The following is a 15,961-nucleotide window of genomic DNA, read 5'->3' as shown; positions in this document are numbered from 1 at the left end:
GCGGACGCGGCGGGAGGGCGCACATGACGACATCCGACCCGCCGGTCGGGCGGGTCGAGGTGCTGCGCCTCCTCGACGACCTGTTGGTGCGCCACCCGCCGCTGGAGCAGGCGGTGGCCGCGGTCGCGCGCCGCACCGGCCGTGTCGTCGCGATCAAGGCGACCGAGGCCAGGACCGTGGTCGCCGATCCGGACGGCGGGACGTCGACGCGATGGCCCACCGACGTGGCCGCGGAGGGCACCCCGCGCGGGGTGGTGGTCGCCCTCGGCGCCCCGGCCACACCGGACGACCGGCTGCTGCTCGAACGCATCGCCGTGCTGGTGGTCGTGCTGCTGGACCGGGAGGCGCTGACGGTGCCGGCGAGGTCGGAGCCGGAGCAGGTGGCCGTCCTGATCCACCGCACGGCCAACCCGGGTCTGCGCAACCAGGCCCTGCTCGCCCTCGGGCTGCGCCCGACCACCCCGGTGCGCGCGTTCATCACAGCCGGCCACGGCTCGGCGCTCGCGGCGTTCATCGCCCACCTGACCGGCACCGGCACCCGCGTCCTGTGGACCACCCGGGCGCGGACCACGGTGCTGCTGCGCGTGGGCGACGCCGACGACGTCGGCCGGCTGGACGTGCCGCGCGGGCTACAGGTCTCGGTGAGCCGCGTGCACCCGGCGGGCGAGGCGCCGCAGGCCTGCCGGGAGGCCGACGGCGCGTTCCGGTTCACCCAGCCCAGCCCCCGCGACCGGGGCCCGTACCCGCTGGAGGAGGGGGTGCTGGTCCCCACCGAGGCCGTGAACGGGTACGACATCCTCGCCGAGGCGCTCACCCCGGAGCAGATCTCGTGCATCGGCGACGTCCAGGCGCTCGAGCAGGTCCTCGCGGTCGGGGGACCGGACATGCTGGCGACCCTCGACGTCGTCGCCACCGGGTCGATCCGGCGGGCGGCCCGCTTGCTGCGGGTGCACCACAACTCCGTGCTGCACCGCGTCGCCCAGGCGGAGAGGCTGTTCGGCTTCGGGCTGAACGACGCCTACGGCCGCAACCGGCTGTTCCTGGCGCTGACCCTGCGCCGCATCCGGCAGACCCACGGCATGGTCTGACCACCGGCGACCCGTCTCAGCGGCCCGCGGGCCGGTCCGCCGCCGGACGGGTCCACACGGGGCGACCGGGCTGCCGTGGCCAGGGCGGTCGACGTCGTGCTCGACGGGTTGGCGCTGTCGCGATCCGGATAGCCGGCGCCTCGCTGACCCCGGGGTTCACCGCGGCTCGGCCGGTGCCGCGCCGAGCCCCCGCGTGACCGCGGCCTCGTAGGCGAGCAGGGTGTCGACCACGACGCGGCGCTCAGCAGGCGTCAGCGGGCCCAGCGCCTCCCGCCAGGCCCGGGCGCCGGGCGCGAGCCACCGGGAGACCGCGGGGCGGACCTCGTCGTCGAGGTCCACGATCCGCCGGCGCCGGTCGGCGGGGTCGGGGCGACGACGCAGGACGCCCTTTCCGCTCAGCTCACCGACGAGCAGGCTCACCGTGGTCGGCGCGACACTGAGCCGCTCGGCCAGCTCGGACACGGTGAGCGGGCCGTCGAGGAGCAGCATCGACAGCAGCGACAGGTGTCGCGGTGTCAGCTCCAGCGATCGCAGCGCGGGCGGCGGAGGCAGCTTCTTCACCCGCCCGACCAGGCGCGGGAACACGAGCATGAGCTGGCGCACCGCCGCGTCGACGTCTTCTGGTGTGGACACGCCCCGCCCTCGTCATTACCTTTGAAACCAAAGGCTTCACCGGTGCTCCGGAGGACGGTATGCCCCATCTGATCGTGTACGCCAACGAGCCCGACCTCGCGGGCCGGGAAGCCGAGGTGATCGCGGCGCTCACCGACGCCGTGGTCGCCGTCTACGGCGAGTGGGCCCGTGAGATCGCGGTCGTGCAGCTCATCGGCATCCCGCCCGGCCGGTGGGGCATCGGCGGCCGGCCCGTGGAGGCTCCGGCACCGCGCGTCACGTTCGGCATCAAGGACGCCGCGTTCACCCGCCCCGACGCGGACGACATCGTGGCCGGCCTCGTCACGGGCGTGACCGACGCGCTCGTCGGGGTGTTCGGCGAAGGGGTCCGTGCCGGCACGACCGTCGAGCTCGTGGGTACGCCTGCGGGCCGCAGCGGTATGGGCGGCGAGGTGGTGCTGACGTAGCGCCCCGAGCAGGGTCACAAGGGGTAGCGCAGGATCGCCGCGACCGGGCCGCCGTGGGGGACGTCCGCGGCACGCACCGCGATTACGCGCCCCCCGGAGAGCAGCACCCGCCGGGCGATCTCGTCGACGAGGCCGTAGCTCGCGGCGTCGTCCTGGGCGAACGTGACCGCGCCCGTGTCGTCGTCCACGAAGCCGGGCAGCTTCACGTCGATGTCGGCGAGCAACGTGTCAATCGCACCGTGGGTCGCCGCCCGGGCCGCCGTGGCCACATCGGTCGTCGCGCGGCCCTGCTCGAAGCGCCGCTCGAACACGTCCTCGACCGCGGACAGCTCGCCCGCGTACACCTCGTCCAGCAACGGTCGCGCCGCTGCGGCGAGGCGCTCGTCGGACACGGCTTCCGGGTTGCCCGCGATGCCCCGCTCGGCGAGGTGGGGATAGCTGTTGAGCGAGCGGTACACCGAGTCGAGCGGCTCCGTTGCGGCGAGGATGAGGGGCAGTTCGAGCCCGGACAGGACGCCGCGCAGGGCCTGGTCGACCTTGCGGGCGTACTGCCGCAGCCGGACCTTCTGCCCCTCCGAGCCCTGGATCCGCCGGATCGGCGAACGATCGGCGATCGACGCCTTGCCCACCGAGCCGGCGGCGTCCGTGGGCAGCCCGGGAACGTCGACGGTGAACGACGGCCCCTCGGGCGTCACCTCCACCAGCCTGACCGATCCGGCTGCGAGGGCCAGCACGAACGCCGCCTGCGGGAACGTCACGGCACGTAGCAGCGGTGTGATGTAGAAGCGGTCCGCCACCTCGACCGCGGCGGACAACCGGTTCGGAAGGCGGAACGTCCGGACCGAGCCGGCCGAGGCGAGGACGGCGAGACTCCGAGCCTGCGCGGTCCAGAAGTCGTCGTCGTCGACGAGGTCGTCCAGCCCGTCGCGGACGCTCGCGATCGCGGCCGTCGCGGCGCCCGCGGCCTCCAGCTGCCGGATCGCCGTCGCCACGAGATTCTTCAGCTCGATCCGGTCGGCCTGGGCGTCCTGCGTGATCACGCTCGTCGGGAGGTAGATCGAGACGCAGCCGGGTTCTCGCACGGCGATCAGCCGCTCCACCTCGGATCGCGTCGGGATGTCGGTGTGGAGGGTCATGGGGCCTCCGTCGGGTCGGAGCGGGCTGCGGCCCACGATCGCTCGACGGCGGACGCCGGGCTTCATCCGGAGCGGATGAGGTGTCGTCACCATCCCCGGGGATTCGTCGTGGGCGCGGGTCGGTGCCCGCTCGCGGTTGCACCTCACCGGGATGATGAGGCCGGCACGACCGTCGGGAGGGCCTGATGTGAACCCGGTACTGGCATTGGTCCTCGGGCTCGTCGCCCTGGTGGCGGGCGCCGAGACGGTGGTGCGTGAGGGATCCGCGCTGGCGGCGAGGTTCAACGTCAGCCCGCTCGTGGTGGGCATGACGGTCGTCTCGCTCGGCACGAGCCTCCCCGAGCTGGCCATCGGCCTCAACGCCGCTCAGCAGGGCAACGGCGGCCTGGCGGTGGGCAACATCGTGGGAACCAACCTGGTCAACATCCTGCTGATACTGGGCCTGAGCGCGCTCATCCGGCCGGTCGCGTTCGAGACCCGGACCCTGACGTCGGACCTGCCCGCGATGACGGGAGCGGCCCTGCTGCTCTTCGTCGTGGCCGCCGACGGCGACCTCGACACCCTCGACGGCGTCTGGCTGTGCCTCTACGGCGCCGCGTACCTGGCGCTGGTCGCCGTGCTCGCCCGCCGCGAGTCGCGACGGCCGGCCGTCCCCGCCGCCGTCGCCCCAGCTCCGAGCACCGACGCCGGCACGGCCGATCCTCCGGTCCGGGACCGGCCCGTCGCGGTCCGGACGCTGCTGCTCGTCCTCGGCCTCGCGATCGTCGTCATCGGATCGGAGTTCCTCGTCGACGGGGCCGTCGAACTCGCTCGCGACCTCGGCGCCACCGACGCGGTGATCGGCCTGACCATCGTCGCCGTCGGCACCTCGGCCCCCGAGCTCGTCACCACGCTGGTCTCCACCGTGCGGGGCGACAGATCCATCGCCATCGGGAACCTGCTCGGCTCCAGTGTCTTCAACATCGCCCTCATCCTCGGGCCCACCGTGCTGGTCGCACCCGGGACCGTGCCGGTACCCGAGGACGTGCTGGTGCTGGACCTGGTCCTCATGGTGGCCGCCGCGCTCGTGTGCGTGCCCGTGTTCCTCACCCACCGGCGACTGGGCCGGATCGAGGGAGGAGCGTTCGTGATGACCTACGTCGCGTACATGGTCTGGCTGCTCGCCACCAGGCTGTGAGCGCCCGTGAGGGCTGGTGGTCGAGCTCGAGGCGCTCGGTCAGCCGCCGAGTTGGGGTGCCTGGGGCAGCTCGGGCGCTGCGACGAACAGATCGAGGTACATGCCGGCGGCGACGACGAGCCCGATCCCCCCGAGCACGACACCGCCGAGCGCCACGGCCCGCACCCACGCCCGGGTGGTGGGCCTGCCCGACTGCGCGGCCAGCAGCATGCCTCCGATGACGACGGCGACCAGCGCTACCGCGCCGTTGACGAGCGCGGCGGTGTCCCACGGGCGGCCGTAGAGGACTTCGACCTGGTCGACCGCTCCGCCGCTGACACTGGCCTCGATCTGACCGACGATCTCCGAGCGGGCCCGCAGCATGTCGCCGATCCCGGTGCCGGTCAGCGCGGACACCGCGAGCCCAGCGCTCACGACGGCCGCGGCGCCCGGCCCGACCCCATCGGCGGTGCCGGCAGCGCGGTCGTCGCCCTGCCGGCCGGAGATGCTCGTCCCGTGGTCCTCGGCAGCTGGGCCTTCGGTTACCGGCTCGGTGGCGGTGTCGGTGGGTGCCGCCGACGGGTTCCTCGGCTCCTCGGGGCGCTGTTCCTCGTCGGCCCGCTCGGGCAGGTGGTCGGTGGTCGCCGTGTTGCTCGTCTTGTCCAATGCCATTGCGCGGCACCATACGGACGTGCCACGGCTCCACTCCGGCGGGGCCGTCGCGCCCGCCGCGCCCGCGCGCGACCTGATCAGCCGTGGGCGAGGTCGGAGAAGCGGCTGTAGTGCAGCTGGTGGGCCACCGTGATGGTGCTCGTGGGCCCGTTGCGGTGCTTGGCCAGGATGAGGTCGGCCTCGCCCGCCCGCGGGTCGTCGCGCTCGAACGCGTCGGGGCGGTGGAGCAGGATCACCATGTCGGCGTCCTGCTCGATCGACCCGGACTCACGCAGGTCGGACAGCTGCGGACGCTTGTCGGTGCGCTGCTCCGGACCACGGTTCAGCTGGCTCATCGCCACCACCGGCACCTCCAGCTCCTTCGCGAGGAGCTTGATCTGCCGGGAGAACTCCGACACCTCCTGCTGGCGCGACTCGACCTTGCGGCCGGACGTCATCAGCTGCAGGTAGTCGAGGATGACGAGCTTGAGGTCGTGGCGCTGCTTGAGCCGGCGCGCCTTCGCGCGGATCTCCATCAGCGTGAGGTTGGGGGAGTCGTCGATGAACAGCGGCGCCTCGCTGATCTCGCTCATGCGCCGCGCCATGCGCGTCCAGTCGTCGTCGCTCATCCGGCCGGCGCGCATGTCGGCCAGCCGGATCCGGGCCTCCGCCGACAGCAGGCGCATGACGATCTCGGACTTGCTCATCTCCAGGGAGAACACGACGCTGGTGAGGCCGTGCTTCACCGAGCACGAGCGGGCGAAGTCGAGCCCGAGCGTGGACTTGCCCAGGCCGGGTCGCGCCGCCACGACGATCATCTGCCCTGCGTGCAGGCCGTTGGTGACGGCGTCGAGGTCGGCGAACCCGGTGGGCACGCCGAGCGCCACGCCGCCCCGGGAGGCGATGGCGTCGATCTCGTCCATCGTGGGCTGCAGCAGCTCCTCGAGCGGGACGAAGTCCTCGCTGGTGCTGCGCTCTGTGACCTCGTAGATGGCCGCCTGGGCGCGGTCGACGACGTCGTTGACCTCGGCGCCCTCGGCCCCGTGGTAGCCCAGCTGCACGATGCGGGTGCCCGCCTCCACCAGGCGGCGGAGGATGGCCTTCTCCGCGACGATCTCGGCGTAGTAGGCCGCGTTGGCGGCGGTGGGCACCGTGGCGATCAGCGTGTGCAGGTACGGCGCGCCGCCCAGCCGGATCAGCTCGCCGCGGCGCTGCAGCTCCGCCGACACGGTGACGGCGTCGGCGGGCTCCCCTCGGCCGTACAGGTCGAGGACGCAGTCGTAGACGGTCTGGTGGGCCGGCTTGTAGAAGTCGTCGGGCCGCAGGATCTCGACGACGTCGGCGATGGCGTCCTTCGACAGGAGCATGCCGCCCAGCACCGACTGCTCGGCCGTGAGGTCCTGCGGCGGCTGCCGGTCGAACACGCCGTTCGGCTCGGACCCCTCCCCCGCGGGCCGTACCGGACGAGGCCTTCCCGCCGGACGGTCATCAGCCAGAGCCATACGCAGCGTCACCCCCTGCCGCCATTGTATCGAACAAAGGTTCGATCAGCTCGACGACATCCGGATGACATCCCGGAGAACGGGAGCCGCCGGCCGGGTCGAGTCCTCGCACCCCGCAGGGGAGGCTAAGCGCCTTCCCCGACACCTCCAAACCGACCTGTGCGCGAGGCTGTGGACCGCCTGGGGACGGATCGAGCGCGGCCAGGGAACTCGTCGGGAGCCACCTGTGGAAGACGTGGGGACAACCGATCCATTTGGGCTGTATCAGCAGGTCAGCAGCGCGCACCGACCTGTGGACAACTTTCTTCTGCGACACGCCGCACACGATGCTTTCGGCGTGTCGCCACGCCGTCCGACACGCCCACTCGGCGCGTCGGACCGATCACTGGGCGACGTCACCGTCACTTCTCGGCGCGCCACCTGGACGGGTGCCGGACAGCCCTCCACGAGGGCAGCGGGAACGTGAACACGGCGGAACCCCGAGCCCGGAGCACGACCTCCGCCTCGTCACTGTGAGTAGCAACCGCGCCCGGACAGAAAAACGAGCGAGCCGTGCCCGCGAAGAACGCGGACACGGCTCGCTCGTGCTGGCGGGAGACCCGCCGATCAGCTGGCGACGACCTCGACGTCCAGCTCGGTGGTGACCTCGGGGTGCAGGCGCACGGTGACCTTGTGGGTGCCGACGGTCTTGATCTGGCCGGGCACCTCGACGGAACGACGGTCGATCGCCGGGCCACCCGCCGTGCGGATGGCCTCGACGACGTCGGCCGACGTGACCGAGCCGAACAGCCGGCCCGAGTCGCCCGCCGCCTTGGCCTTGACCGTGAGCTTCAGCGCCTCGAGCTGGCCCGCGACCTCCTTGGCGTGGCCGAGGTCGCGGATCTGGCGGGCGCGCTGGGCGCGCTGGATGGCGGCCACCTGCTTCTCGGCCCCGCGGGTGGCCACGATGGCCAGCTTGCGCGGCAGCAGCAGGTTGCGGCCGTAGCCGTCCTTGACCTCGACGATGTCGCCCGGACCGCCCAGGTTGGGCACGTCGGCGGTGAGGATGAGCTTCATACCGGTACTCCTCCTCAGCGCGCGGTCGAGGTGTAGGGCAGCAGCGCGACCTCGCGGGAGTTCTTGACCGCGACCGCAACGTCACGCTGGTGCTGGCGGCAGTTGCCGGTGACCCGGCGGGCCCGGATCTTGCCGCGGTCGGAGATGAACTTCCGCAGCAGGCCGGTGTCCTTGTAGTCGATCTCCTGGGCCTTGTCCTTGCAGAACGCGCACACCTTCTTCTTCGGCTTGCGCAGGACGGGCTTGGCCATGGGTGGTTCTCCTGGTTGTTACGAGAGGCGTGAAGTCAGAAGGGGGGTTCGTCGTCGGCGACGGGGCCGCTGCCGGCGGGCGGTGCGGAACCCCACGGGTCGTCGGCTGGCGCGCCGCCGGAGTACCCGCCGCCACCACCGCCGCCGCCACCGCCGAAGCCGCCGCTGCCGCCGCCCCGGCTGACCTTGTTGACCTTGGCCGTGGCGTAGCGGAGGGACGGGCCGACCTCGTCGACCTCGAGCTCGACGACGGTGCGCTTCTCGCCCTCGCGGGTCTCGAACGACCGCTGCCGCAGGCGGCCCTGCACCATCACCCGCATGCCGCGGGTGAGCGACTCGGCGACGTTCTCCGCCGCCTGCCGCCACACGTTGCAGCGCAGGAACAGCGCGTCGCCGTCCTTCCACTCACCGGACTGGCGGTCGAAGGTGCGCGGGGTGGAGGCCACCGTGAAGTTGGCGACCGCAGCCCCGGACGGGGTGAAGCGCAGCTCCGGGTCGGCGGTGAGGTTGCCGATCACCGTGATGACGGTCTCGCCGGCCATCGTGCGGCCCTCAGCCCGCGGGGGCGGGTGCGGGCGCCCGCTTCGGCTCGGCGGCGGCCTTCTTCGGCTCGCGCCGCAGGACCTTGGTGCGCAGCACGGACTCGTTCAGGCCCAGCTGGCGGTCGAGCTCCGCGACCGTGGCGGGCTCGCAGGTGACCTCGAGCACGGCGTAGATGCCCTCGCTGTGCTTCGCGATCTCGTAGGCGAGCCGGCGCTTGCCCCACACCTCGATCTTCTCGACGGTGCCCTTGTCGTTGCGCACGACGTTGAGGAACGTTTCCAGGGACGGCGTCACAGTGCGCTCGTCCAGGCTGGGGTCGAGGATGACCATCAGCTCGTAATGACGCATGAGAACCACTCACCTCCTATGGACTGGAACGGCCGCGGTCCTTCCGCGACAGGAGGTTCTCATCGAACCCCGACAGGATCGCCGCCATCGGCGGCGCGCACGGCGCTCGGCGAGCACCGGTCGGGGTGACGCATCGAGGCTACCAGCGTGAACACTGCACCCCTCGCCCGGGACCGGCGTTCGCGATCGCACACGCACCCATGGCGGCGCCGTCGGGGATGGTCACTAGTCTTGCCCCCATGCTCATCGGGGCACACGCGCGCGAGGACGACCCGCTCGTCTCGGCGGCAGAACGCGGCGCCGAGATCGTGCAGCTGTTCCTCGCCGACCCGCAGAGCTGGAAGAAGCCGCCGAGCCACCCCCAGGCGGCCGACCTGCGCGCGAGCGACGTCGCGGTCGTGGTCCACTCGCCGTACCCGGTGAACCTCGCCTCCACGAACAACCGCATCCGCATCCCGTCGCGCAAGATCGTGGTGCAGCACGCGGAGCTCGCGGCCGAGCTGGGTGCGATCGGCCTCGTGGTCCACGGCGGGCACGTCACGCAGGGCGAGGACCCGGCGAAGGGCTTCGAGAACTGGCGCAAGTTCATCGAGCGCCAGCAGGACGACGGCGGCTTCGCGGTCCCCATCCTCATCGAGAACACCGCGGGCGGGGAGAACGCCATGGCCCGCCGGTTCGACGACCTGGCTCGGCTGTGGGAGGCGGTCGGCGAGTTCGGGGTGGGCTTCTGCCTCGACACCTGCCACGCGTTCTCCGCGGGGGTGGAGCTGGTCGACGTCGTCGAGCGGGCCAAGGCCATCACGGGCCGGATCGACCTGGTCCACCTCAACAACTCCCGCGACGAGTTCGGCTCCTCCCGCGACCGGCACGCCAACATCGCCGACGGCACGATCGAGCCCGACGCGCTCGTCGCCGTCTGCGCGGCGGCGAACGCCCCCGTCGTGGTCGAGACCCCGGCCGAGGGCCAGGCCGCCGACATCGCCTTCCTCCGTGAGCGGCTCGGATCGTGACACCGGTTGCAGTGGCGGCCACCGCAGGCGGGGCCGGGCCGTGACCGGCACCGCGGTGAGCACCGCGCCGGGGGAGCAGGCCGCTCCCGCTGCGCACCCGCTCGCCCGCACCGGCCGCGTGGTGCTCGCGGTGCTCGTGCTGCTCACCGGGCTCACGCTGCTGCTCGGCTACGCCAACAAGGCCCGCTGCACCGGCCCCGGGTTCGACGACACCGGCCGCAGCACCCCCGACTACGGCGTGCGCATCGAGCGCGACGTCTGCTACTCCGACATCCAGCACCTGTGGATCGGCCGCGACATCGACAAGCACGCCTTCCCGTACGTCGGCGGGTCGATCACGCCGGACGGGCAGCTGCGCGGCGGCTCCGTCGAGTACCCCGTGCTCACCGGCCTGCTGATCTGGGCCGGCGCCCTGTACGCCGACACCGACGCCGGCTTCCTCCTCGGGTCCGCGCTGCTGATGGCGCCGTTCGGGCTGGTCACCGGGTGGCTGCTCGGCCGGCTCGCGCGCTGGCGGGCGCTCCTGTGGGCAGTGGGGCCCCCGCTGGTGCTCTACGCCTTCCACAACTGGGACCTGCCGGTCGTGGCCTGCGCGGTGGCCGCGGTGTTCGTGGTGCACGGCATGCGCAGCGACCACCCGCTCGCGCGGCGCGCCTTGTTCGCGGCCGTGCTGCTCGGGCTGGGCTTCGCGTTCAAGCTCTACCCGGGCGCGTTCGTCCTGCCGCTCGCCCTCTACGTGCTCGTCGCATCGCACCCGGGCAGGCTCGACTGGCGCGGGGCGATCCGCGTGCCGCTGGCGGCCGCCGCCACCGTGGTGCTGGTCAACCTGCCGTTCATGATCGCCGGCTACGAGGGCTGGCGGGCCTCGTTCACGTTCCAGCAGCTGCGCAAGGTCGACTTCACCACCAACTCGATCTGGTTCTGGGGATTCCGCCCGGAGTCCGACCCCGACGACGCCGCCTTCCAGGCCACGATGAACTGGCTCTCGCCCACGCTCGTGCTGCTGTCGTTCGCCCTGGCCGCCGCGGTGGGCTGGTGGCGCTTCCGGCGCACCGGCACCTACCCGTGGGTCGGCGTGAGCGCAGCGATGCTCTGCGGGTTCCTCCTGCTGCACAAGGTCCACTCACCGCAGTACACGCTGTGGCTCCTGCCGTTCTTCGTGCTCGTGCAGGTGCCGTGGTCGCTGGTCGCGGCCTACCTGCTCGCCGACCTCGCCATGGGCATCGGGATCTTCCGCTGGTACTACCAGCTCCACGCCGGGCTGCCCTCCGGCATCTACGACGGCTTCGCCGCGCAGGCCGTCACCATCGGCGTGTGGGGGCGGGCGGCGCTCCTGGTGGCCCTGTTCGTCGTGTTCCTGCGCGTTCCGGACCGGCTCGCCGCCGCGCCCCTGCCACGCCGCACCCCGCTGGCGGAGTCCGTCGGCTGAGTGTCCGATCCGCCCCACCCGATCGTCGGCAGTCGCCGACCGGGCGGCGTTTCGCCGCAGAATTGTCGGGGCCCCGCGGTACGGTGCCAACCACAACATCTAGTGGCGATGTCATATGAATCACCTACATGTGGCATCGGAAAGGATCCCGGCCCGTCCATGGCGCTCCCCGCACACACCACCGACCGCACCCCGTCCGCACGGCAGCAGTTGCCCCGCTCGCGGCAGGGCACCACCACCTCCTTCGAGGTGGGCGGCACCAAGTTCTTCGTCATCGCCAACGCGGGCGAGGACGGCGAGCTGGGGGAGGTCTTCGCCAAGTTCGGCAAGGAGGGATCCACCACGGCGGGGCTGATGGAGCTGCTCTCGATCTCCATCTCGCTCGGCCTGCAGCACGGGGTGCCGCTGGAGACGTTCGTCGCCAAGTTCACCGGGCAGCGCTTCGAACCGATGGGCATGACCGACGACCCCGACATCCCGATCGCCACCTCGGTGGGCGACTACCTCGCGCGCCGCCTGGCCCACGACTGGCTGGACGCCGAGTCCCGCAAGGAGCTCGACCTGCTCACCCCCGCCGAGGAGGCCGAGCTGCCCGTCGACGCCTACGCGCCCACGCCTTTGCGACGCCCGGCGCGGGTCTAGGCGCAGGCCAGCTAGTCCGACCAGAGGCGCGAACGTGCGCGTACCCCGTCGCTCGTCGAGCAGCTGATGGAGATCATCGAGCTCCAGGCCGGCCAAGCCTCCGAGCCGTACGACCACTGGTCATACGCCTGGCGAGTTGCCACCGGTCAGGACCCGGCGGTCGCAGGGCAGGATCTCGGCGAGACGCCCGAGCAGTCGCTTCTCCGCCGGTACGTGGCCGGGCTCCCGGGCTATTCCTCCGTGGTGTCGGCCCTGGTCGAGCGCCTGCGGCTCATGTGCCGACGTCCCACCACCACGACAAGCGCCGGACATGGTCCATACCGATCTCAACCCCAGCAACGTCCTGGTCCATGACGGGACCGTGGTAGCGGTCGTGGACATCGGGAACGCAGGCAGCGGCACGCGGGGCTCCGATCTCACCAACCTCGTGTGGTTGACCTTCCGTGATCCGCTGGATGGTGTCAGAAGGCGGTTGTGGACGAGAATTCTCGGCCTGGTCGGCTGGGAGGGGACGGCGGCGCTCGCGGCGGCACAGATCCTCCACATGCTCGAGGTCCCGATCCGTCAGAGGCGCCACGATGCCGTTCCAGGGGTGGTCGAGCGCGCCCATCGCGTCCTCGACGAGTTGAACGCACTCCGCGCCGCCTGAGGACCGATCCTGTCCGGAACGGACGTCACCATGGCCGCATGGATGTCGTACTCGTTCCTGGAGCGAACCACGGTGGCTGGTGGTATCAGCCGGTCGTCGAGCGCCTGGAGGAGCTGGGTCACCGCGGGATCGCAGTGACGCTCGACGGCCTCGACCCGGACGACCCGGAACCGGCGCGTCCGATCACGCTCGACACGCACGTCTCCGAGCTGGTCGACCTCGTTCGCGGCCTCCCCGAACCCGTGGTGGCGGTGGGGCACAGCTACGCGGGCAGCGTGCTCAGCGGAGCGGCCGACGCGGCACCCGGCCGGTTCCGCAGCCTCGTGTACGTCGATGCTTTCGTCCCCGAGGACGGCGATTCGGCGTGGTCGATGACCCTGGACTGGGAGCACCAGTGGTACGTCGACGGCTCGGGACGCACCGGGCTCTTCGTCGATCCGCTCCCGTTCTTCGACGAGCGGGCCGTTCCGCACCCGGTCGCGACGTTGCTGCAGCGGTCGCGGCTCACCGGAGCCTGGCGGGCGGTGGCCGACAAGCACTACGTCGTGGCGGTGTCGCCGGACTGGCTGCCGCAGTCGCCGTTCGTGGAGACGGCCGAGAAGCTGCGCGCGGATCCTGCCTGGACGGTCCACGACCTCGACGTCACCCACAACGTGCTCGCCTCCGGCCCGGATGCCCTCGTCGGTGTGCTGCAGGAGGTGCTCGACGAGTGAGTCCCGACGGCGGGGTGGACGTCGCAGGCCGGAGGGCCCGCCCCTGAGCGGTTCGGCATCGCTCGTTCAGAACGGCGGTGGCTCCTCGTGGCGCGGTTGCTCCGGCTCCGGTGGTGGCCGGGGCGTCTCGCCGACGGGGGGTTCGAGGATGCGTCGTTCGGCGCGGCGCAGCCGGCGGTCCAGTTGTGCGGCGCTCTCCTCGGCGGCCTCTGTTGTCTCGGTGTTTTCGGGTGCGGTGTCGGGGTCGGGGAGTTCGGGTCGGATCGGTTCGCCGCGGGTGCGGTAGGTGCGCCCGAGCGGGCTGATCCACACGAAGATCCCGGGTTCGGGTTGGGTGAGTGTCCAGCCGCGGTCCTTGTCGGGGTGGTGGCGTTTGCACGCGGGCCCGATGTTGACCTCGACGGTGCGGCCGCCGCGGCCGTGCTCCCAGGTGTGGTCCAGGTCGGAGCGCCGGGCCGGGCGGGTGCACCCGGGGCCGACGCAGTGGCGGTCGCGGATGCGGACGTGCTCGGCCAGCGGGCCGCGGACGAATCGGGCGTCGGGGTCGGCGGCCAGGAGTCTGCGGAGGTGGTGGCGGTCGGCCCAGGCGGTGGCGATCTCGGCCAGCACCCCGGCCCACGCGCCCAGACCCGAGTCGGGGTCCGGGCCGGGGTTGCTGCTGTAGCGCTGGAGTTCGGCGAGGGTGAGGTGCAGTTCGACCACCCCACCGCGGACCGCGGGGGCCCGGCTCGTGCGGCTCGTGATGCGCGGGCGGCGCCGCAGCTGTCCGGCGAGTAGGAGATAGCCGGCGGTGTCGACGATGGCGAACCGCCACGCCGCGCCCCGGTGTTGCGCGGCGACCGCGGCGCGGGCGACACCAGCGCCGATCGGGCCGAGTCCGGGGATCTCGCCGGGTCGGTCGTCGAGCCCGGCCGCGGTGGCCAGGCCGAGGCGGATCTCGATGCCCTCGCGGACGGCGACCCGATCGGCTTCCGCGCCGTCGACGCTCGGGGCTGCAGTCGCGGCGGGATCAGAGGCCGCGGCACCGGAGCTGGCCGCAACGGGAGCGGCGGCAGCGGAGCCTGAAGCAGCGGTGGCGGCGGCGGCGCCTGAGGTCGAAGCCGCGGCCTTGGACTGGGTGGCCCAGGGCTCGGCGGCCGAGGATCCGGCGGTCTCCGGCTCGGCAGTCGGGGCCGCGGCGGCACCAGACGGGGCGGCACCAGACGGGGCGGCACCGGTCCCGGCGGTCCCGGCAGCTGCGACCTCAGCGGCTGCGGCCTTGTCGGGCGCGGTTTCGGGCTCGGTCGCGCTCTCGGGGTCGCGGTGGTCCTTGGGCGTGTGGTGGTCCTCGGGTCGCCGCAAGTCCAGGAGGCGGGTGATGATCTGTTGTTCGTTGAGGCCGTGGAAGGTGCCGCCCAGCATGCCGAGGTAGAGGTCGGCGGAGATCTGTGGGCGGGTACCGGGGTGCCCGGCCCGTTTCGCGGTCTCGACCAGCCGGTCGAGTCGGGCGGCCGCGGCGGCGGCTTCGTCGGGTGGTAGGCCGTTGCCGGTGAGGGTGGCGGTGCCGGTGCGCGGGTCCAGGTAGAGGGCGACGCCGCGGGCCTGTACGGCGCGTTCGTAGCGGCGCCGCCGTAGGTCGGGGTCGATGGCCTGCAGTGCCCGCAACAGCCGGTCGGCGAGCTGTTTGGTGGTCAGCCCGGGTGCGAGTGGCACGAACCGCTCGCACAACAGCCGGGCCTGCGCCTCGGTGACGTCGCCGGTGGCGGGGTCGAGGTAGTCGGTGAACACCCGCGCCTTGCCGCGGTCGATGCGGCCGTGCCGCAGGGCGTGCTGGACCAGGGGGAGGCGTTCGACCAGCGCGGTGGCGAGCTCGAGTTCCCGGTCGGCGGCGGTGGGGGTCCAGGCCAGCGCGGCGGCGATCTCGTGGGCGGCCCACTCGAACCGTTCCGCGGCCCGGGCCACCACCTGGTCGGGTTCGCCGTCGGCGTCGGCGAGGGCGACGGTGTGGGCGACCTCGACCAGCTCGGCGAACAACAGGGCCTGCTCGTGCGCCAGCTGCCGCGACCGGGCCTGCAGCACCTCGACCCGCCGCACGTTCGGCACCCCGGCACCGGCCAGCTCCTCCAGGGCGGCGGCCAGCTGCGCGCCGGGCGGGAGTGCCACCGCCCGGTCCACGAGTGCTGCCCCCGGCCATGATTCGAACATACGTTCGCACTCTGACAGAACCCGGGCTCCTCCGAGCAGCTCCGGGCGGTTCACCCGAAAAGCCCAATGGCTACGCCGACCCGGCGTGACACCGAGACGCCGGCGCCTGGCGCGAGGCGCTCCCCGGTACTCGGCCGAGCGGCACGACGGCATCGACCCGAACGCCCGCCATCCGCAATGCCTCCACCCGAGGCACCCGAGCGCCGCTCGGCCGCCAGGCCTTCGGGAGCCCGAGAACATCGGCAGCCGAGCCATCACCGCCGAGATCGACCTCGCCTGTCCGACGGGCTGGACGTCGAGATGGCCTGAGCGACCGCCTGAGCCGCTCGACTACTCCGCTCGACTAGTGAGCCCGCTCCACCTTGATCAGCGATCCGGCGCGTTCCCCGACGGCATTCGACTCTGCTGGCTAATTGGGTCAGGCGGCCAGGGTCTGGTCGAGTCGGGTGAGGTGGCTGGTTCGGGTGCGGTCCAGAGGGTGGCCGTGCCAGTAGCCATGCAGGCGGATGAGGTTGAGCGCGACG

General features: G+C 72.2%; 17 protein-coding genes. 8 read left to right on the top strand and 9 right to left on the bottom strand.

Going from position 1 to position 15,961, the window contains the following annotated elements; all coding sequences use genetic code 11:
- The first annotated feature begins 23 nt into the window (after nucleotides 1-23).
- Entirely contained in the window at nucleotides 24-1,088 is a 1,065-nt protein-coding gene (locus ACFPL3_RS39990) for a helix-turn-helix domain-containing protein (protein WP_343942173.1), read from the top strand.
- 156 nt (nucleotides 1,089-1,244) lie between these two features.
- On the opposite strand, the gene ACFPL3_RS39985 is transcribed toward ACFPL3_RS39990, so the two are convergent.
- Nucleotides 1,245-1,679 carry a MarR family winged helix-turn-helix transcriptional regulator gene (locus tag ACFPL3_RS39985; RefSeq protein ID WP_343942200.1) on the bottom strand — a complete coding sequence of 145 codons (435 nt, stop codon included), beginning with the start codon at nucleotides 1,677-1,679 and terminating at the stop codon, nucleotides 1,245-1,247.
- Between the two features lie 101 nt (nucleotides 1,680-1,780).
- On the opposite strand from ACFPL3_RS39985, the gene ACFPL3_RS39980 reads away from it, so the two are divergent.
- Complete coding sequence (locus ACFPL3_RS39980; RefSeq protein WP_343942172.1) at nucleotides 1,781-2,167, top strand: tautomerase family protein; 387 nt, start codon at nucleotides 1,781-1,783, stop codon at nucleotides 2,165-2,167.
- Nucleotides 2,168-2,181: 14 nt separating this feature from the next.
- Here ACFPL3_RS39980 and ACFPL3_RS39975 read toward each other — a convergent pair whose 3' ends face one another.
- On the bottom strand, nucleotides 2,182-3,303 hold the full coding sequence (locus ACFPL3_RS39975; RefSeq protein ID WP_343942171.1) for a baeRF11 domain-containing protein: 1,122 nt from the start codon (nucleotides 3,301-3,303) through the stop codon (nucleotides 2,182-2,184).
- Between the two features lie 187 nt (nucleotides 3,304-3,490).
- Between ACFPL3_RS39975 and ACFPL3_RS39970 the strand changes: the two genes are divergently transcribed.
- Nucleotides 3,491-4,480, top strand: a complete 990-nt coding sequence (locus ACFPL3_RS39970) for a calcium/sodium antiporter (protein ID WP_343942170.1) — start codon at nucleotides 3,491-3,493, stop codon at nucleotides 4,478-4,480.
- Between the two features lie 39 nt (nucleotides 4,481-4,519).
- Here ACFPL3_RS39970 and ACFPL3_RS39965 read toward each other — a convergent pair whose 3' ends face one another.
- The 6 genes from ACFPL3_RS39965 to rpsF all read right to left on the bottom strand — a co-directional run bounded on the left by ACFPL3_RS39965 (nucleotide 4,520) and on the right by rpsF (nucleotide 8,810).
- On the bottom strand, nucleotides 4,520-5,131 hold the full coding sequence (locus tag ACFPL3_RS39965) for a hypothetical protein (protein ID WP_343942169.1): 612 nt from the start codon (nucleotides 5,129-5,131) through the stop codon (nucleotides 4,520-4,522).
- A gap of 77 nt (nucleotides 5,132-5,208) precedes the next feature.
- Nucleotides 5,209-6,612 carry a replicative DNA helicase gene (gene dnaB / locus ACFPL3_RS39960; RefSeq protein WP_343942168.1) on the bottom strand — a complete coding sequence of 468 codons (1,404 nt, stop codon included), beginning with the start codon at nucleotides 6,610-6,612 and terminating at the stop codon, nucleotides 5,209-5,211.
- A 606-nt stretch (nucleotides 6,613-7,218) separates the two neighbouring features.
- A complete protein-coding gene (rplI, locus tag ACFPL3_RS39955) occupies nucleotides 7,219-7,668 on the bottom strand; it encodes a 50S ribosomal protein L9 (protein ID WP_343942167.1) in 450 nt (149 codons plus the stop codon).
- Nucleotides 7,669-7,682: 14 nt separating this feature from the next.
- Nucleotides 7,683-7,919: a 30S ribosomal protein S18 gene (gene rpsR / locus ACFPL3_RS39950; protein ID WP_013678623.1), complete on the bottom strand. Its 237-nt coding sequence runs from the start codon at nucleotides 7,917-7,919 to the stop codon at nucleotides 7,683-7,685.
- A 35-nt stretch (nucleotides 7,920-7,954) separates the two neighbouring features.
- Nucleotides 7,955-8,461, bottom strand: a complete 507-nt coding sequence (locus ACFPL3_RS39945; RefSeq protein WP_343942166.1) for a single-stranded DNA-binding protein — start codon at nucleotides 8,459-8,461, stop codon at nucleotides 7,955-7,957.
- Between the two features lie 10 nt (nucleotides 8,462-8,471).
- Nucleotides 8,472-8,810, bottom strand: a complete 339-nt coding sequence (rpsF, locus tag ACFPL3_RS39940; RefSeq protein WP_343942165.1) for a 30S ribosomal protein S6 — start codon at nucleotides 8,808-8,810, stop codon at nucleotides 8,472-8,474.
- Between the two features lie 239 nt (nucleotides 8,811-9,049).
- On the opposite strand from rpsF, the gene ACFPL3_RS39935 reads away from it, so the two are divergent.
- From ACFPL3_RS39935 to ACFPL3_RS39915, 5 genes are all read left to right on the top strand, one after another.
- Nucleotides 9,050-9,820: a deoxyribonuclease IV gene (locus ACFPL3_RS39935; RefSeq protein ID WP_343942164.1), complete on the top strand. Its 771-nt coding sequence runs from the start codon at nucleotides 9,050-9,052 to the stop codon at nucleotides 9,818-9,820.
- A gap of 40 nt (nucleotides 9,821-9,860) precedes the next feature.
- A complete protein-coding gene (locus ACFPL3_RS39930; RefSeq protein WP_379590816.1) occupies nucleotides 9,861-11,249 on the top strand; it encodes a glycosyltransferase family 87 protein in 1,389 nt (462 codons plus the stop codon).
- Nucleotides 11,250-11,408: 159 nt separating this feature from the next.
- Complete coding sequence (locus ACFPL3_RS39925; protein WP_343942163.1) at nucleotides 11,409-11,891, top strand: TSCPD domain-containing protein; 483 nt, start codon at nucleotides 11,409-11,411, stop codon at nucleotides 11,889-11,891.
- Between the two features lie 310 nt (nucleotides 11,892-12,201).
- Entirely contained in the window at nucleotides 12,202-12,540 is a 339-nt protein-coding gene (locus ACFPL3_RS39920; protein ID WP_343942162.1) for a phosphotransferase, read from the top strand.
- A gap of 38 nt (nucleotides 12,541-12,578) precedes the next feature.
- Nucleotides 12,579-13,253, top strand: coding sequence for an alpha/beta hydrolase (locus ACFPL3_RS39915; protein WP_343942161.1), 675 nt, complete (start codon nucleotides 12,579-12,581; stop codon nucleotides 13,251-13,253).
- Between the two features lie 66 nt (nucleotides 13,254-13,319).
- Here the strand turns inward: ACFPL3_RS39915 and ACFPL3_RS39910 are convergent, their stop codons facing one another.
- Nucleotides 13,320-15,395, bottom strand: a complete 2,076-nt coding sequence (locus ACFPL3_RS39910; RefSeq protein WP_343942160.1) for an HNH endonuclease signature motif containing protein — start codon at nucleotides 15,393-15,395, stop codon at nucleotides 13,320-13,322.
- Nucleotides 15,396-15,961 lie beyond the last annotated feature (566 nt).

This window comes from Pseudonocardia zijingensis (assembly GCF_042657305.1).
In the GTDB taxonomy this organism is placed as follows: domain Bacteria; phylum Actinomycetota; class Actinomycetes; order Mycobacteriales; family Pseudonocardiaceae; genus Pseudonocardia; species Pseudonocardia zijingensis.
Note: the sequence above shows the minus strand (reverse complement) of the source record. Positions and strands in the feature narration are given on the sequence as shown.

Excerpts from the sequence above, each read along its gene's own strand:
- ACFPL3_RS39915 (WP_343942161.1), top strand. The coding sequence starts at position 12,579 with ATGGATGTCGTACTCGTTCCTGGAGCGAACCACGGTGGCTGGTGGTAT.
- rpsR (WP_013678623.1), bottom strand. The coding sequence starts at position 7,919 with ATGGCCAAGCCCGTCCTGCGCAAGCCGAAGAAGAAGGTGTGCGCGTTC.
- dnaB (WP_343942168.1), bottom strand. The coding sequence starts at position 6,612 with ATGGCTCTGGCTGATGACCGTCCGGCGGGAAGGCCTCGTCCGGTACGG.
- ACFPL3_RS39990 (WP_343942173.1), top strand. The coding sequence starts at position 24 with ATGACGACATCCGACCCGCCGGTCGGGCGGGTCGAGGTGCTGCGCCTC.
- ACFPL3_RS39980 (WP_343942172.1), top strand. The coding sequence starts at position 1,781 with ATGCCCCATCTGATCGTGTACGCCAACGAGCCCGACCTCGCGGGCCGG.
- ACFPL3_RS39975 (WP_343942171.1), bottom strand. The coding sequence starts at position 3,303 with ATGACCCTCCACACCGACATCCCGACGCGATCCGAGGTGGAGCGGCTG.
- rpsF (WP_343942165.1), bottom strand. The coding sequence starts at position 8,810 with ATGCGTCATTACGAGCTGATGGTCATCCTCGACCCCAGCCTGGACGAG.
- ACFPL3_RS39925 (WP_343942163.1), top strand. The coding sequence starts at position 11,409 with ATGGCGCTCCCCGCACACACCACCGACCGCACCCCGTCCGCACGGCAG.
- ACFPL3_RS39920 (WP_343942162.1), top strand. The coding sequence starts at position 12,202 with ATGGTCCATACCGATCTCAACCCCAGCAACGTCCTGGTCCATGACGGG.
- rplI (WP_343942167.1), bottom strand. The coding sequence starts at position 7,668 with ATGAAGCTCATCCTCACCGCCGACGTGCCCAACCTGGGCGGTCCGGGC.
- ACFPL3_RS39965 (WP_343942169.1), bottom strand. The coding sequence starts at position 5,131 with ATGGCATTGGACAAGACGAGCAACACGGCGACCACCGACCACCTGCCC.
- ACFPL3_RS39935 (WP_343942164.1), top strand. The coding sequence starts at position 9,050 with ATGCTCATCGGGGCACACGCGCGCGAGGACGACCCGCTCGTCTCGGCG.
- ACFPL3_RS39945 (WP_343942166.1), bottom strand. The coding sequence starts at position 8,461 with ATGGCCGGCGAGACCGTCATCACGGTGATCGGCAACCTCACCGCCGAC.
- ACFPL3_RS39985 (WP_343942200.1), bottom strand. The coding sequence starts at position 1,679 with ATGCTCGTGTTCCCGCGCCTGGTCGGGCGGGTGAAGAAGCTGCCTCCG.